The following is a 15940-nucleotide window of genomic DNA, read 5'->3' on the forward strand; positions in this document are numbered from 1 at the left end:
TTCCATCAGAAGCGAAAAGCTTTAGCAGGCTGTTGAAGAAGTCTCTGGCGCAGCGGTTCTGGGCATGATTCTCTTGATGCGGATGCGTCGAGGGGGGAGCGATGCGGGGAAGCGACGAACGGTCAGGCTCGCTGTTCAGCTATGTGGACTTGGAGGCTCGGATTCGCTCCGACCATCCGCTGCGAACGATCCGACAGATCGCGAACGCGGCGTTGAATGATCTGTCGAGGGACTTTGACAAGCTCTACACGGCGTTCGGCCGTCCCTCGATCGCACCGGAGAAGCTGCTTCGGGCAATGCTGCTGCAGGCATTCTACGGGATCCGCTCGGAACGGCAGTTGATGGAGCGGCTGGAGTTCGACCTGCTGTTGCGCTGGTTCGTGGGCTTGGGCGTGGACGACCCGGTGTGGGACCACTCGACCTTCTCGAAGAACCGCGACCGATTGCTTGAAGGTGAGATCGCCGCGAAGTTCTTGAACGCGCTGATGGGGCAGCACCAGGTCAAGCGGCTGTTATCAAGCGAGCATTTTTCGGTCGACGGCACGCTGATCGAGGCGTGGGCATCGATCAAGAGCTTCCGGCGCAAGGACGGCGGTGACCAGGACAGTGATGGACCGGGACGCAACGCCGAGCGCAGTTTCCACAACGAGAAGCGCTGCAACGAGACGCATCAGAGCACGACCGATCCCGAGGCACGGCTCTATAAGAAGGGCGGCGGCCAGCCGGCGAAGCTTTGCTACATCGGCCATGCCCTGATGGAGAACCGCAACGGACTGGCGGTGCTGGGTGGCGTGAGCCGGGCGACCGGAACGGCGGAGCGGGATCAGGCGTTGGCGCTGATCGACTGCCACCGCGGCCAAAGCGAGCGGCGGATCACGCTGGGCGCCGACAAGGCCTATGACGTCACCGCATTCGTCGAGGACTTAAGACGGCGTTCGGTCACGCCGCACATCGCCATCGACGGGCATTTGAGCAAGACCGGAAAGCCGCGCAAGACCGCGATCGACCAGAGGACTCTCCGTCATGCCGGATATGCCGTCAGCCAACGCTGTCGCAAGCGCATCGAGGAGGTGTTCGGCTGGATCAAGGCCTCCGCCGGACTTGCCAAGATCAAGCTGCGAGGCCGCGACCGCGTCAACGCCACCTTCACCCTGGCGCTGGCGGCCTACAACCTGATCCGCTTGCCCAAACTCCTGGCAGCCGCCGCGTGAAACACAAGTCGTGCACCGTCAAGATGCTCGATCAGGACCCTGATGGTGGCGCCGCCCGCAGATCACGCTGACTCCATTCCATATCCGTCTCCGTGGGAAACTTCTTCAACAGCCTGTTAGAGCCGCGTTTCATAGGCCGTTCCTGATTTGGATTTATAGACCCTCAGCAGGGATGCCGTGCGTTTTCAGCGACCGAACTCCATGTTAGAGACCGCGATGTTAGAGACCGCGCCAGAGTCGACGACGATGGTGCTGAAGCCGGGCACGACCGCACGCTGGAATTCAAAAGAAACATCCTCATCAGGAGTGTCTGTATGAAACGTCGTGATTTTTTGAAAGCTTCAGCAACCGGCGCCGCTGTCGCGGCCGTAGCCTCGCCGGCCATTGCACAATCGGCGCCCGAGATCAAATGGCGCATGACCTCGAGCTTTCCGAAGTCGCTTGATACGATCTATGGCGGCGCCGATTATTTCGCAAAGCAAGTTGCGGAAATGACCGACAACAAGTTTCAAATTCAGCTCTTTGCTGCCGGAGAGATCGTCCCCGGATTGCAGGCGTTCGATGCAACGGCCAACAATACGGTCGAGATGAGCCACACGGTGTCCTATTATTATGTCGGGAAGGACCCGACGTTCGCGATCTTCGCATCTGTCCCGTTCGGCCTCAACGCGCGTCAGCAGAATTCCTGGCTGTATCAGGGCGGCGGCAATGAACTCGCCAATGAGTTCTTCAAGAAGTTCGGTGTCATCGGTTTTCCCTGCGGCAACACCGGGACCCAGATGGGTGGCTGGTTCCGCAAGGAGATCAAGACGGTCGCCGACTTGTCGGGCCTGAAGATGCGAATTGGCGGCATTGCCGGGCAGGTGCTGCAGAAGGTTGGCGTCGTACCGCAGCAGCTTGCCGGCGGTGACATTTATCCTTCGCTTGAAAAGGGCACGATCGATGCGGCCGAGTGGGTCGGTCCATACGACGATGAAAAGTTGGGTTTCCAGAAAGTCGCGAAGTACTACTACTATCCCGGCTTCTGGGAAGGCGGCCCGACGGTTCACGCGTTCTGCAATCTCGAGAAGTGGAATACGCTGCCGAAGACCTATCAGGCGATCCTGACGAATGCTGCGGCCAACGCCAACACCTGGATGGCGGCTCGCTACGACATGCAGAATCCCGTAGCCCTCAAGCGGCTGGTCGCGGGTGGCACGCAATTGCGGCCGTTCAGCAATGAAATTCTTGATGCCTGCCTGAAAGCCACGAATGAGTTGTGGGGCGAGATTTCCGCGACGAATCCCGACTTCAAGAAGACCATCGAAACCATGCAGGCCTATCGCTCGGACGAGTACCTGTGGTGGCAGGTGGCCGAATATACCTACGACAGCTTCATGATCCGGTCGCGTACGCGCGGCTGATCGCGCCATCATGTGGTAAACTGTCAGCACCGGCTGCCCGACTTTCGCAAAAAAACCGGGCGTTTTTGTGTTCCGTCACGCCCGCGCGTCGCGAATCGTTCTGTTCGGAACCCTTTCGACTCGCATGAAAGATGGAGCTATTGCCGTGTTTTCGGCGGTGGACCGAAATCGAGCGGTGCCATCTCGATATCGGGGACCTCGATCTTGATCTTGTTCAGATCGACGTTTGTCGGTTTGCTGAGCAGGCTCGTCACCGTCGTGGGGAACGCGATCACAAGAACGACCATGATGACCTGCAATCCGATCCAGGGCACAGCGCCCCAGTAGATGTCGGAGCTCTTGACCTCGCGCGGCGCGACGCCGCGCAGGTAGAACAATGCGAAGCCGAATGGAGGGTGGAGGAACGAGGTCTGCATGTTGACGCAGATCATGACGCCGAACCAGATCAAGGCGGCGTCCGCGCCGACGATCGGAGCGAGAAGCTTCTGGGCCACCGGCGCGATCATCGGCAGGATGATGAAGGCGATCTCGAAGAAATCGAGGAAAAACGCCAGGAAGAAGATGAAGACGTTGATGAAGACGAGAAAGCCCCACGCGCCGCCTGGCAGCGATGTCAGCAGGTGTTCGAGCCACTCGCCGCCGGATACGCCGAGAAACACCACTGAGAAACAGGTCGAGCCGATCAGGATGAACGTCACCATGGTGGTGAGGCGCATCGTCGATTGATAGGCCTGCTTGATGAGGTCGCGAAGCTCGGGAATGCGGACGGCTTCCAGACAGATCCACACGACCGCGAGATAGGTGACGGCGAACGCGATCTTGAAGACCGGTCCCTCGGTCACGAAGATCCCGACGAGCGTGCCGATGCCGCCGGCGATCGCGCCGATGATCAGGAATTTTCGGCCGGTGCTGCTGAAATCCTTGTGGTGAATGGACGCCAGCACGATCGCGCCGACGGCGCCCATTGCTCCTGCTTCCGTCGGCGTCGCAAGCCCCATCATCATGGTGCCGAGCACGACGAAGATCAGGACGGCGGAGGGAATGATGCCCATCAAGCATTTGCGCCAAAGCGGCCAGCCGGCGAGCGTGCGGAATTCCTTCGGCACCGGGGGGACATGATCGGGTTTGATAAGGCCGAGCACGAACGTGTAGCCGACGAACAGCACGATCTGGAACAGCGAAGGCCCCCAGGCACCGAGATACATATCGCCGACCGACTTTCCGAGCTGGTCGGCGAGCACGATCAGCACCAGCGAGGGCGGGACGAGCTGGGTGATGGTGCCGGATGCCGCCAGCACGCCCGTGATGTAGCGCATGTTGTAGCCGTACCGCATCATCACGGGCATCGAGATGAGCGCCATGGCGATCACCTGAGCGGCGACCGTGCCGGTGATGGCGCCGAGGATGAATCCGACAAGAATGACCGAATATCCCAGGCCGCCGCGGATTGGCCCGAACAGTTGGCCCATCGAGTCGAGCATGTCCTCCGCGAGACCACAGCGCTCAAGCACCGATCCCATGAACGTGAAAAACGGAATCGCGAGCAACAATTCGTTGGACAGCACGCTGCCGAACACGCGCCCCGGAATGGCCTGAAGGAAATTCAGGTCGAAGAAGCCAAGATGGATGGCGAGGAATCCGAATGAGAGCCCGACCGCAGCCAGCGTGAAGGCCACCGGAAAGCCGATCAACATCGCCAGAACCAGGCCGCCGAACATCATCGGCGGCATCATCTGGAGCGTAATCATTGGGTCGGTCTCTCGTACCTGGCATCGATCGTGACAACGCCCAGCAGCGCAGCGACGCGCTTGATCACTTCCGAGACGCCTTGAAGCGCGAGCATGGCGAATCCGAACGGGATGACAAGTTTGATTGGCCAACGGACCAGGCCGCCGGCATTGCCCGACATTTCGCCGACCGCGTAGGACTGCATGAAGAACGGCCACGACAGGTAGCTCAGCAACAGGCAGGCCGGAATGAGAAGGAAGAGGGTGCCGATGAGGTCGAGCCAGAGCTTGCCGCGCTCGGACAGATACAAATAGAAGATTTCGACGCGGACATGTTCGTTGCGTTTGAAGGTGTACGAGGCACCGAACATCACGAGGATGGCGAACATGTACCACTGCAATTCGAGCCAGCCATTCGAGCTGTAGTCGAAGGCATATCGGATCATCGCATTACCGGCGCTCACCAGAACGGCGAGCAGCACAAGGATATTGCAGACATACCCGATCTTTTTATTGAGCTGGTCGATGGCCGTGCTGAGGGCCAGTAACGGGCGCATCACACTCCTCCTCGCGGCAGCCGACCGCGATTAAGGAGGCGGGGCTCCAGAACCTGCATCGCGCGCGAAAGCCGCAATAGCGATACTGCGGGCTTCGCCGCAGCGGACCTTCGGCAGCTACTATGAAGCGCACCATTCCAGCGCGACATTGCCGCCGTCAATCGGACGTTTGGTAATATTTTTTAAGGGGGGCCGAGCGGCCGGGCCGTCACGAAAACAGGCTCTGCGGCCTTATCCGCCGGTTACGCTCATGTGCCGGCTTACGCTCGGGCGGTTGTGACGGTCGATGATGAAGTCGTGACCTTTCGGCTTGAGGCCGATGGCGCGGTCGATCGTCTCATACAGCAGTTCGTCGCCGGCGGATGCGCGGAGCGGCCGCCGCAGGTCCGAGGCGTCTTCATGGCCGAGGCAGGTATGCAGGGTGCCCGTGCAGGTGATGCGGACGCGGTTGCAAGATTCGCAGAAATTGTGGGTCATCGGTGTGATGAAGCCAAGCTTCCCGCCGGTTTCGTTGACCTTGACGTAGCGGGCGGGGCCGCCTGTACTGTCATCGACGTCGGTGAGGGTGTACTGGCCGGCGAGTCGCGCGCGCAACATGGACAGCGGCAGGTACTGGTCGGCGCGGGACTGGCCGATATCGCCCATCGGCATGACCTCGATGAGGGTCAGTGCCATGTCTCGGCCGTGCGCCCACTCCATCAGAGATGGAATTTCGTGGTCGTTCAGGTTTTTGAGCGCGACAGCGTTGATCTTGACGGCGAGGCCAGCGGCTTGCGCGGCGTCGATGCCGGCCATGACCTTCTGGATGTCTCCCCAGCGCGTGATCTCACGAAACTTGGCCGGGTCGAGCGTATCGAGCGACACGTTGATCCGCCGCACGCCGCAATCCTTCAGCTCGGCTGCAAAACGGGCCAGTTGCGATCCGTTCGTCGTGAGCGTCAGTTCGTTGAGCGCCCCGGTCCCGAGGTGGCGGGACAAGGAGCGTATCAGCGACATCACGTTGCGGCGAACCAGCGGCTCGCCGCCGGTCAGCCGCAGCTTGCGCACGCCCTTGGCGATGAATGCCGAGCACAGACGATCGAGCTCTTCCAGCGTGAGCAGATCAGCCTTCGGCAAAAACGTCATGTCCTCGGACATGCAATAGAAGCAGCGAAGATCGCAGCGATCCGTGACCGACACGCGCAAATAGCTGATGGTCCGGCCATACGGGTCGACCATTTTCCGGGAGTCCGAAGCCTCGGTGAGGGTAGAAAGACCGGTCATTCAATTTGCCTTGTCGCAACGGCGTAAGTGATACCTGTCCCGCAATGTAGGCGCGTTGTAGCTCGCATACAATGCGCAATGCGCCGGGGTTTGGATTGCTGCAGCGCGCAAGAGGTTAACGCTCCGGGGCAGGCGCAGGAGCGGCGGCTGGGTCAGGGAAAGGCGAGGCCGCCGTGGGCGAGGCGGCCGCCGGAGCAGCCTTTGGTGCGCGCGGTTTGCGCGGCCTTTTCCGCACCGGCTTTGGCGGCGTCACTGGCTGCAGTTCACCGACCACCGGGTTGGGATCGACCGTCGTGGTTGCGGCGGATGTCAAATCGCCGGGCTGATGCGTCACCTGCACCGGCACTGTCAAAGGCTGATAATTGGCCAGCGTATAGGAGACGCTGAAGCCTTCGGCGGCGGGAACCTCCACTGAACAGGGGGTTTTGCAGGACTGCCCCTGCGAAGTCCGGGCGTCTGCGCCCGATGGAACCGAGTCCAACTGGACCGTTACCGTTCGCGGTGCGGGTTTGAAAGCATCGAGCGAAGATGAAGAACAGCCGGCCAGGCTAACGCTTGCTGCGGCAATCACGATAAACCGGCGCATGATCGATCAATCCGTCGCTTGAATGCGGCGAACCGCCGCATTCCCCGCGCGGGACCATAGAAGTGTGCCGAGACCGCCGCAATGGCGGTGATCGCAATTGTTAACGGACGGTTAATAACCGTGAGGACGAGCGGATTCTGGAGGCTAATCAGCCGGTTACGTTCAGCGCCGCGGCCTGCAGCGCGGCGACGGCGTCCGGCAACTCCCTCATGTGGCCGATGAGGCGATCGGGTTTGAGTTCCGCGATCGGGACCTCGGTATAGCCGAACGTGACCCCGATGACCGGAATCCCGGCTCGGCGCGCCACCCCTATGTCGGGGCCTGCATCGCCCACCATGACGGCGGCCTTCATGCTTCCGCCCGCGTGCGCGATCGTTTGCTGTAGGATCGCCGGATCCGGTTTGGATACGCCAAAGGTGTCGCCTCCGCAGATCGCAGAAAACCGCGGACTCAATTCCAACTGGTCAAGCAGCAGCTTGGCAAGCGATTCCAGTTTGTTGGTGCAGACCGCGAAACGGTATCCTCGCGCCGACAGGTCGTCGAGCGCCTCGATGAGTCCCTCAAACGGACGCGATGCGTCGGCGATATGCGCCGTATAGTAGTCGACGAAGTCGCCCATCATCCGCGTGACGTCATCCGGCGTCGCGGCGCGATCCTCATGTTCAAGGCCGCGTTCGATCATGCGGCGAACCCCCGCGCCGATCATCGAGCGGGCGGTTGGCAACGACACCGTGCGCAGGCCTTCGCGGTCCAAAACGAAGTTGAGCGCGGCGGCGAGATCGGGCGCGGTATCGACTAGCGTCCCGTCGAGGTCGAACACGACTAGGGGAGGGGGAGAAGACATCATGATGGCGGATGGGTACCCGCCTCCCGTCGGGCATGCAAGGGCGAAGTGCGGACCTGGTCGGATGCCGACATTCGGGCGCCGACATGGAGGCGGTCGGAAAACGGCCGATTGCCCTGTACGGCCAAACAACGCTAGTGTCCCGGCCGACATGTCTTTGCGGCAACCCTTGACGCGAACATCGGAATCAAAGGGGCCGCCAGCAACCCCATAACCCCATAATTATGATGCAGGTCCGGGACTTCGCTTCACCGAACTTCCGAACCCCCATGGAGATGCTTCGCCGGACAAGGCGAGGCTGCGCAAGATCGAGGCCCTCATGACATTGGATGCATTGAAAAGACAGGCTGCGGCGCGTGCCCTTGAATATGTCGAGGACGGCATGAGGCTGGGTCTTGGAACGGGATCCACCGCCAAGCACTTTGTCGAGCTTTTGGGTGAGCGGGTTCGGGACGGGCTAAAGGTTGTTGGCGTGCCGACATCCGAAGCAACGCGAGCCGACGCGGAGCGGTGCGGCATTCCTCTGACCACGCTGGACGACCTCGACCGGCTCGATCTGACGGTCGATGGCGCCGACGAAATCGATCCCGATCTGAATCTGATCAAGGGTGGAGGCGGCGCGCTTCTGCGCGAGAAGATCGTGGCTGCGGCGTCGGAGCGCATGATCGTGATCGCGGACGAGACAAAGTGGGTGGCGGGGCTCGGCCGCTTTCCCCTGCCGATCGAAGTCATCCCCTTCGGGCTCGCGGCGACGCGACGCGCCATTGCCGAGGCGTTTACGAAAGCCGGCGCTTCCGGTCAGATGGTCGTCAGAAAGGGGCCGGACGGCCTTGCTTTCGTCACCGATGGCGGCCACTGGATTTTCGATGCCCACCTCGGGCAAATACCCGATGCATCCCATCTGGCCGGGCTGTTGAATCCGATACCTGGCGTCGTCGAGCACGGCCTGTTCATTGGCCTCGCGCGTGTGGCGATGTTGGCGGGCGCACAGGGAATTCGCGTTGTTGAGCGGCGGTAGCGCCGCAACCAGGAGAATTGAGATGAAGGGTCTTTCAAGGTTTCTGCCGGCGGCTTGCCTTGCCCTGGCGCTGGTGTTCTCAGGCAGCGTCCATGCGCAGCAGTCCGCGCAACCGACAGCCGCCGCAATCGCATCGGCCAGGGAACTTCTGACGCTGAAGCACGCGGACGCGATGTACGCGAACGCCGTCCCGGGAATGGTCGAGCGGACCAAGACCACGCTGCTTCAATCCAACTTGAACTATCAAAAGGATCTCAATGAGGTTGCCCTGATCGTTGCCAAGTCGCTGGCGGGTCGCGAAAAGGAGATCGGTGACGGCATGGCGAAGATTTATGCCGGCCACTTCACCGAGCAGGAGTTGAAGGACCTGGTCACGTTTTACAAGTCTCCGCTGGGACAGAAGTTGATCGCGCAGGAGCCCAAGGCGATCGAGGCGAGCATGGGATTCATGAACCAGTGGGCGCATCAGTTCGCGGACGTGGTGAACGGAGCGTTTCGCGCGGAAATGCGCAAGCGCGGCAAGGAAATCTGAGTCCGACCGAGTCCGGGCATGGCTGATTTCGACGTCGATTTGTTCGTCATAGGTGGTGGGTCGGGCGGCGTTCGCGCCGCGCGCATCGCCGCCGGACATGGCGCGCGCGTCATGATTGCCGAAGAGTACCGGATGGGCGGCACCTGCGTCATCCGGGGGTGCGTGCCGAAGAAACTGCTGGTCTATGGATCTCACATCCGCCACGACATCGAAGATGCCGCCGGCTTCGGCTGGTCGATCCCGTCCGCGAGGTTCGACTGGCCGACGCTGATCGCCAACAAGGACAAGGAGATCGCCCGGTTAGAGGCGGCCTATACCTCCAATGTCGAGAAGGCGGGAGCGCGCGTCGTTAAGACGAGGGCGGTGTTCGAGGATCCGCACACGCTGCGGCTGGCGACGGGCGAAACCATCCGCTCGAAGCATGTGCTGATCGCAACGGGCGGCGCGCCCAATCACGGGCGGGCCATTCCCGGCATCGAGCACGTGATATCCTCCAACGAGGTGTTTCACCTTGCGGAGTTGCCGAAGCGGATTGCGATCCAGGGCGGCGGATATATTGCGCTCGAGTTCGCCTGCATCTTTGCCGGATTCGGCAGCGATGTGACGCTGATCTATCGCGGCGATAATATCCTGCGCGGTTTCGACGACGATGTTCGCGCCCACGTTCGCGCGGAGATGGAAAAAGACGGCATCACGATCCTGACGGGCTGCACCGTCGACAGGATCGATAGGCATGGCGACGAATTCACCTCTCATTTATCGAACGGGTCGAGCGTTGCCTCCGATCAGGTGCTGTTCGCGATCGGCCGGCATCCGAGCGTTGCAAATCTCGGCCTCGAGAACGCGGGCGTCGCCATCAATCCGAACAACGGCGGCATCGCCGTTGACGGCTTTTCGCAAACGAACGTGCCGCACATCTATGCGGTCGGCGATGTCACGCATCGTTTCAACCTGACGCCGGTTGCCATCCGTGAGGGCCACGCGTTTGCGGATACGGTGTTCGGTAACAAGCCTACGCGCGTGGACCATGCGGACATTCCGACCGCTGTCTTCTCGCAACCCGAGGTCGGCACGGTGGGCCTGACCGAGGCGCAGGCGCGCGTGCAGTTCACCAACGTCGATATCTACAAGACGACCTTCCGGCCGATGAAGGCGACAATGTCCGGTCGCGATACCCGCATCCTGATGAAGCTTGTCGTGGATGCGACGACGGATCGCGTGCTGGGTTGCCACATCGTCGGCGATGGCGCCGCTGAGATGGTGCAGGTTCTCGGCATTGCGATCAGGATGAAAGCGACCAAGGCCGACTTCGATGCGACGATGGCATTGCACCCCACGGCGGCCGAAGAACTGGTGACGATGCGGACGCCGACCGCGCGCTACGTGCGCGAAGCGGCGGAGTGAAGGCTTCTCCTGCAGGCTTTCCTAAGTGACCGATCCGGCCGCCGCCGTAGTTCCGAAGGCGCTCCCGGCAATCCGGCAAATGCGAATTCTGCTTTTGCCGCAAGCTCTTGTACGGTAAGACTTAACTCCAACTGGCGCGGCTCGGCCAGCCTGTATATATACCGGCCCTTCACGACCGGTTGGAGTCTGATTCAACTGTGTTGAATCAGACTCCAACCGTATCCTTTTGATTGAGCATGATCTTATCCGAAAACCGGTTTCCACTTTTCGGGATCGTGCTCTAAGCGACTGTTTTTGCTCAGGAGTTGATCTCATGTCCGAGCGGTGGACACCCGATAGCTGGCGCACCAAGCCGGTGCAGCAGATTCCGGTTTATCCGGACGCGAAGGCATTGGGTGAAGTCGAGGCGCAGCTTGCCGCGTTTCCGCCGCTGGTTTTTGCCGGTGAGGCGCGCAATCTGAAGAAAGTCCTGGCCCGAGTCGCAAACGGCGAGGCTTTTTTGCTGCAGGGTGGCGACTGCGCCGAGAGCTTCGCCGAACACGGCGCCAACAACATCCGCGACTTCTTCCGCGTGCTGCTGCAGATGGCGGTGGTTCTGACCTATGCCGGCGCGCTGCCGGTGGTGAAGGTTGGCCGCATTGCCGGTCAGTTCGCCAAGCCGCGCTCCTCGCCGGTCGAAAAGGTCGATGGCGTCGAATTGCCGAGCTATCGCGGCGACATCGTCAACGACATCGCGTTCAGTGCGCAGTCGCGAACGCCGGATCCGCACCGTCAGCTCATGGCCTATCGGCAATCGGCGGCGACGCTGAACCTGCTGCGCGCCTTCGCGACCGGAGGCTTCGCCAATCTCGGCAGCGTGCATCAGTGGATGCTTGGTTTCCTGAAGGATTCCCAGCAGTCGCGGCGGTACAAGGAACTGGCCGATCGTATCTCCGACGCGCTCAATTTCATGCGCGCCTGCGGGCTCAACCTCGAAAGCCATCCGGAACTGCGGGCGACCGATATCTATACCAGCCACGAGGCGCTGCTGCTCGGCTACGAGGAGGCCCTGACGCGGATCGATTCCACGACCGGCGACTGGTACGCGACATCGGGCCATTTCATCTGGGTCGGTGATCGCACCCGTCAGCTCGACCATGGCCACATCGAATATTTCCGCGGCATCAAGAATCCGATCGGCCTGAAGTGCGGCCCGTCGCTCAAGCCGGATGAACTGTTGAAGCTGATCGACGTGCTCAATCCGGACAACGAGCCGGGGCGTCTGACCCTCATCAGCCGCTTCGGCTCGGACAAGATCGGCGATTACCTGCCGCAACTGATCCGCGCGGTGCAGCGCGAGGGCCGCGTTGTGGTGTGGTCGTGCGACCCGATGCACGGCAATACCATCACCGCGACCAGCGGTTACAAGACCCGCCCGTTCGACCGCATCCTGTCGGAGGTCAAGTCGTTCTTCAGCATTCATGCCGCGGAAGGCACGCACGCCGGCGGCGTTCATCTGGAGATGACCGGGCAGAACGTCACCGAGTGCATCGGCGGCGCGCGCGCGATTACGGACGAAGACCTCAACGACCGCTATCACACCGTCTGCGATCCGCGCCTGAACGCCGAGCAGTCGATCGACATGGCATTCCTGATCGCCGAACTGCTCAGGCACGATCGGGAAGGCAAGGTCAAGCCGATCCCCGCGGTCGCAGGTTTCTGAGGTGTTGCGCTTCTGGCGCGCCACCATCAATAGCTGGAATGGATTGATCTTTGCCATTCGTTCCGAACAGGCCATCCGGCAGGAATTGTTCGCGCTTCTGCTGGCGCTGCCGCTGGCGTGGCTTGTCGGAGCAACAGCGGTCCGCCGCGTCGAACTCGTGGTGGTGGTCCTGCTGCTTCTGGCGGTTGAGCTTTTGAATACTGCGGTCGAAAAACTGTCGGACCGATTGACGACCGATCACGATCCGCAGATCGGGCACATCAAGGATATGGGCTCGGCTGCGGTCGGCGTGGTGCTACTCATCGCCGGTCTGGTTTGGGGCAGTGCCATCGCTGAACGCATGGGCCTCCTTTAGGTTTTGATTGGATGTGTTTTCTTGCGCCGAACCGGTGCCCACTTCGCGCGAAACCGCTATAAGCGTGACAATTGCAGAAAGGCGAGGCCTGAGGGCACATGCGTTCATGACCGAAACCACCTTCAAGATCACGCTCGGCCAGTTGAATCCGACGGTCGGAGACATTGCCGGCAATGCGGCCAAAGCTCGCGTCGCGCGCGCCCAGGCCAAGGCCGACGGCGCTGCGCTGGTGGCGCTTCCGGAATTGTTCATCGCCGGCTATCCGCCCGAGGATCTGGTCCTGAAGCCTGCGTTCCAGGCGGCGTGCCGCGAGGCGGTCGAGACTCTCGCGCGCGAGACCTCCGACGGCGGACCGGCGGTGCTGATCGGCACCCCATGGGTGGACGACGGCAAACTCTATAATGCGTATGCGTTGCTGGATGGCGGGCGGGTCGCTGCGATCCGCTTCAAGGTCAATTTGCCGAATTACGGCGTATTCGACGAGAAACGCGTGTTCGCGAGAGGACCGGTCGGGGGACCCTTGAAAATTCGCGGCGTGCGGATCGGCGTGCCGATCTGCGAGGACACCTGGGTCGAAGAATCCGCCGAGTACGAGAACGTCGTCGAGTGTCTGGCGGAAACCGGCGCGGAAATTCTCCTCGTTCCCAACGGCTCGCCCTATGCGAAAGGCAAGAGCGACATCAGGCTGTCGATCTCGGTGGCGCGCGTGACCGAGAGCGATTTGCCGCTGGTCTATCTCAATCAGGTCGGCGGTCAGGACGAGCTGGTGTTCGACGGCGCGTCTTTTGTGCTGAATGCTGATCGCTCGCTGGCCGCCCAGCTTCCGGCCTTCAGGGAAAGTCTCGTCACGCTGCAATGGACCAAGTCCGCGGCGGGATGGCGGTGCGCGGGGCCGGTGGCGCCCCAGATCGACGGCGACAAGGCCGACTATGCCGCGTGCGTGCTGGGCTTGCGCGACTACGTCCACAAGAACGGATTTCCGGGCGTCCTGCTCGGCGTGTCCGGCGGTATCGACTCGGCCTTGTGCGCGGCCATCGCCGTCGATGCCCTCGGGGCGGAGCGCGTCCGCGGCGTCATGCTGCCGTTCCGCTTCACGGCGCAGGTCTCGCTCGACGACGCGGCGACGCTCGCAAAGGCACTCGGCATTCGCTACGAGGTACTGCCGATCGCGCCTGCGGTGAACGGTTTCGAGGAGGTTCTCTCGGGCACCTTCGCAGGGCTCCCGCGCGATATCACCGAAGAAAATTTGCAGGCGCGTGCCCGCGGCACGCTGTTGATGGCGATCTCCAACAAGCTAGGCGCGATGGTGGTGACCACCGGCAACAAGTCGGAAATGTCGGTGGGCTACGCGACGCTGTACGGCGACATGAACGGCGGCTTCAATCCGATCAAGGATATCTACAAGACCGAGGTATTCCGGCTGTCCAACCTGCGCAACGCATGGAAGCCGGACGGTGCGCTCGGCCCGTCGGGAGAGGTGATCCCGGTCAACATCATCACCCGGCCGCCGACGGCGGAACTGCGGGAGAATCAGACCGACCAGGATTCGCTGCCGCCCTACGATGTGCTCGACGCGATTCTCGAGCGGCTGATCGAGCGGGAGGAGCCGCTGGCGTCGATCGTCGCCGAGGGATTCGACCGCGACATGGTCGCTCGAATCGATCGCTTGCTGAACGTCGCCGAATACAAGCGCCGGCAGGCGGCGCCGGGCGTCAAGGTCACACGCAGGAATTTCGGCCGCGACCGCCGCTATCCGATCACCAACCGGTTTCGCGATTCCGGCAAACCGTTGCCGAAGCCGGATGAAGACCTCGTCTCGCGGTCGGGGACGGTTTCGGCGGAAGCCTTTGAGGGATGACGGCGTAGAAGACGCCAGAGTCTGATTCAACTGCGTTGAATCAGACTCTGGTTTTATCCTTTTGATTGAGCATGATCTTATCCGAAAACCGGTTTCCACTTTTCGGGATCATGCTCTATTGCGCCGGTATGAACGTTGGTCCGACCGAACGGATCGGCCTGTTCGGTGGTGTCGTATCGGTCGGCGCTGCACCGGCGGGGGTGGCCTTGGGCCCAGGGGAGGTCGTCGCGGTTGTGTCCTTCTTTTGCGAACCTTTGCCGCTGGCCGGCTGAGACATCTTCCTGGCACCGTCTTCCGTGACGATGATGTCACCCTGCTGCGCCGCCGCCGCCTTGTCGTCGAGTCCTTTCAGCGCCTCCGCCCAGGTCTCGCCCGCCGGTTTGCACGAGCACGACGGATTGAACTCCTGACGGTATTTGAATGCGTTCGGCGACGACGAATAAGGCTGTCCGTTGATCGAGACGGCCTGATGCATGTCTTCGCCGGGATTACGATAGGCATAGAGGGTGGCGTCCGCCGCCGGGCAAAGGTTCTTGCAGGTCCGCTCGTCGTCGGGAAACCGGCTCGGAACGGTGGCGAACGAGATCGGAAAGTAAAAACCGTCGCACGAACGGACGCAGACGGTCCGGTACGTCCCGGATTGCACGCCCCCCGAATCGACCGGCGGTGGGATCGCCTGAACGTCGGAGTGGTTGCCGAACAGGTCGTCGAAGAAGGAGCCCGAGTTCCGCGCGGCTGCGGCATATTGCGGGCCGCAATCGTTCTGTGCCAGCGCCAGCAGCACGGAGCGGCGCTGATTGTCGCGGTCGGGGTTGCCGGCGCCGCTGCCGGCTCGCAGCCGCTCCAGGCTGGTGGTGAGCTGCTCGAGATTGGCCCGCATTTGCTGGATCTGGTGGCTGACCGGTCCGCACTGCGCCGACTGGCCGTTGAACAGTTGGAAGAACCCCGAACTGTCGCAGCCCATGCGCCTGGCTTGCGCGGTTACGCGTTCGAGTTCGGCCTGTTGCCGGCGTGCGGAATCCTCATAGCGGCGAATCTGGCCGGCTCGCGCTGGATCGACGCCGGCACGGTCGATGCTTGCGAGTTGCGCCTCGAGCCGCGGGCACATCGGATTGACGCCTGGCGGAGCGCCCTGCGCCAGCGCGTCGGCGGCAGGGGCCGCGACGCCGAGGGCGGCGGCGCAGGCCAAAATCCGCATCGTGCGGCGAGCAAACAAAAGGTCAGGCATGATCCGCCATCAGAGCGATCCCGGGGCGATGCTGCAAACTGCTCTACGAAGAGGGGTTGTCTTCCGAACGCAGGCCCGCCCATCGCGGTGACATTTTACGCAATCCGGGCGAGCCTGATTGCGTCGCAAGACGCTGATGGCACAGGCCGAATGCATTACTGTGGCGGCCGTTCGACAGCGTGGCCATGTCATATCCGCTTCTCGCGGCAGCGTCACGTCGTTTCCGGGGCGCGAGTGTGGCGTCTCAGAGCG

General features: G+C 61.8%; 14 protein-coding genes. 8 read left to right on the top strand and 6 right to left on the bottom strand.

The genetic code is table 11. The features are described 5' to 3' along the window. Positions 1-101: 101 nt before the first annotated feature. Both NHAM_RS07525 and NHAM_RS07530 read left to right on the top strand, forming a co-directional pair. Positions 102-1211 carry an IS5-like element ISNha7 family transposase gene (locus NHAM_RS07525; protein WP_011509106.1) on the top strand — a complete coding sequence of 370 codons (1110 nt, stop codon included), beginning with the start codon at positions 102-104 and terminating at the stop codon, positions 1209-1211. 314 nt (positions 1212-1525) lie between these two features. Beyond that, positions 1526-2614: a TRAP transporter substrate-binding protein gene (locus NHAM_RS07530; protein WP_011509986.1), complete on the top strand. Its 1089-nt coding sequence runs from the start codon at positions 1526-1528 to the stop codon at positions 2612-2614. A 137-nt stretch (positions 2615-2751) separates the two neighbouring features. Here the strand turns inward: NHAM_RS07530 and NHAM_RS07535 are convergent, their stop codons facing one another. The 5 genes from NHAM_RS07535 to NHAM_RS07555 form a co-directional block, all read right to left on the bottom strand. Next, the gene (locus NHAM_RS07535) at positions 2752-4362 is read right to left on the bottom strand and encodes a TRAP transporter large permease (protein ID WP_011509987.1); all 1611 of its coding nucleotides are present in this window, start codon (positions 4360-4362) and stop codon (positions 2752-2754) included. Then, complete coding sequence (locus tag NHAM_RS07540) at positions 4359-4898, bottom strand: TRAP transporter small permease subunit (RefSeq protein ID WP_011509988.1); 540 nt, start codon at positions 4896-4898, stop codon at positions 4359-4361. Before NHAM_RS07540 ends, NHAM_RS07535 begins: the two co-directional genes overlap by 4 nt. Positions 4899-5129: 231 nt before the next feature. Beyond that, complete coding sequence (gene moaA / locus NHAM_RS07545; RefSeq protein ID WP_011509989.1) at positions 5130-6161, bottom strand: GTP 3',8-cyclase MoaA; 1032 nt, start codon at positions 6159-6161, stop codon at positions 5130-5132. A 115-nt stretch (positions 6162-6276) separates the two neighbouring features. After that, positions 6277-6747 (bottom strand): hypothetical protein, encoded by a 471-nt coding sequence (locus NHAM_RS29255; RefSeq protein ID WP_011509990.1) that lies wholly within the window; start codon positions 6745-6747, stop codon positions 6277-6279. Positions 6748-6895: 148 nt separating this feature from the next. Next, positions 6896-7591, bottom strand: a complete 696-nt coding sequence (locus NHAM_RS07555; protein ID WP_011509991.1) for an HAD family hydrolase — start codon at positions 7589-7591, stop codon at positions 6896-6898. A 319-nt stretch (positions 7592-7910) separates the two neighbouring features. Between NHAM_RS07555 and rpiA the strand changes: the two genes are divergently transcribed. From rpiA to NHAM_RS07585, 6 genes are all read left to right on the top strand, one after another. Then, positions 7911-8609, top strand: coding sequence for a ribose-5-phosphate isomerase RpiA (gene rpiA, locus NHAM_RS07560; protein WP_011509992.1), 699 nt, complete (start codon positions 7911-7913; stop codon positions 8607-8609). A 22-nt stretch (positions 8610-8631) separates the two neighbouring features. Continuing rightward, positions 8632-9141 carry a DUF2059 domain-containing protein gene (locus tag NHAM_RS07565; protein ID WP_011509993.1) on the top strand — a complete coding sequence of 170 codons (510 nt, stop codon included), beginning with the start codon at positions 8632-8634 and terminating at the stop codon, positions 9139-9141. 18 nt (positions 9142-9159) lie between these two features. Further along, entirely contained in the window at positions 9160-10545 is a 1386-nt protein-coding gene (gor, locus tag NHAM_RS07570) for a glutathione-disulfide reductase (RefSeq protein ID WP_011509994.1), read from the top strand. Positions 10546-10858: 313 nt separating this feature from the next. Beyond that, positions 10859-12247, top strand: coding sequence for a class II 3-deoxy-7-phosphoheptulonate synthase (locus NHAM_RS07575; protein WP_011509995.1), 1389 nt, complete (start codon positions 10859-10861; stop codon positions 12245-12247). Position 12248: 1 nt separating this feature from the next. Next, entirely contained in the window at positions 12249-12602 is a 354-nt protein-coding gene (locus NHAM_RS07580) for a diacylglycerol kinase (protein WP_011509996.1), read from the top strand. Between the two features lie 106 nt (positions 12603-12708). Then, positions 12709-14460 carry an NAD+ synthase gene (locus NHAM_RS07585; protein ID WP_011509997.1) on the top strand — a complete coding sequence of 584 codons (1752 nt, stop codon included), beginning with the start codon at positions 12709-12711 and terminating at the stop codon, positions 14458-14460. A 115-nt stretch (positions 14461-14575) separates the two neighbouring features. On the opposite strand, the gene NHAM_RS07590 is transcribed toward NHAM_RS07585, so the two are convergent. After that, positions 14576-15688, bottom strand: coding sequence for a DUF2865 domain-containing protein (locus NHAM_RS07590; protein WP_011509998.1), 1113 nt, complete (start codon positions 15686-15688; stop codon positions 14576-14578). Positions 15689-15940: the final 252 nt, after the last annotated feature.

It is taken from the genome of Nitrobacter hamburgensis X14 (assembly GCF_000013885.1).
Classification (GTDB): domain Bacteria; phylum Pseudomonadota; class Alphaproteobacteria; order Rhizobiales; family Xanthobacteraceae; genus Nitrobacter; species Nitrobacter hamburgensis.

Excerpts from the sequence above, each read along its gene's own strand:
- NHAM_RS07575 (WP_011509995.1), top strand. The coding sequence starts at position 10,859 with ATGTCCGAGCGGTGGACACCCGATAGCTGGCGCACCAAGCCGGTGCAG.
- NHAM_RS07535 (WP_011509987.1), bottom strand. The coding sequence starts at position 4,362 with ATGATTACGCTCCAGATGATGCCGCCGATGATGTTCGGCGGCCTGGTT.
- gor (WP_011509994.1), top strand. The coding sequence starts at position 9,160 with ATGGCTGATTTCGACGTCGATTTGTTCGTCATAGGTGGTGGGTCGGGC.
- NHAM_RS07525 (WP_011509106.1), top strand. The coding sequence starts at position 102 with ATGCGGGGAAGCGACGAACGGTCAGGCTCGCTGTTCAGCTATGTGGAC.
- rpiA (WP_011509992.1), top strand. The coding sequence starts at position 7,911 with ATGACATTGGATGCATTGAAAAGACAGGCTGCGGCGCGTGCCCTTGAA.
- NHAM_RS07590 (WP_011509998.1), bottom strand. The coding sequence starts at position 15,688 with ATGCCTGACCTTTTGTTTGCTCGCCGCACGATGCGGATTTTGGCCTGC.
- NHAM_RS07585 (WP_011509997.1), top strand. The coding sequence starts at position 12,709 with ATGACCGAAACCACCTTCAAGATCACGCTCGGCCAGTTGAATCCGACG.
- NHAM_RS29255 (WP_011509990.1), bottom strand. The coding sequence starts at position 6,747 with ATGCGCCGGTTTATCGTGATTGCCGCAGCAAGCGTTAGCCTGGCCGGC.
- NHAM_RS07555 (WP_011509991.1), bottom strand. The coding sequence starts at position 7,591 with ATGTCTTCTCCCCCTCCCCTAGTCGTGTTCGACCTCGACGGGACGCTA.
- moaA (WP_011509989.1), bottom strand. The coding sequence starts at position 6,161 with ATGACCGGTCTTTCTACCCTCACCGAGGCTTCGGACTCCCGGAAAATG.
- NHAM_RS07530 (WP_011509986.1), top strand. The coding sequence starts at position 1,526 with ATGAAACGTCGTGATTTTTTGAAAGCTTCAGCAACCGGCGCCGCTGTC.
- NHAM_RS07540 (WP_011509988.1), bottom strand. The coding sequence starts at position 4,898 with ATGCGCCCGTTACTGGCCCTCAGCACGGCCATCGACCAGCTCAATAAA.
- NHAM_RS07565 (WP_011509993.1), top strand. The coding sequence starts at position 8,632 with ATGAAGGGTCTTTCAAGGTTTCTGCCGGCGGCTTGCCTTGCCCTGGCG.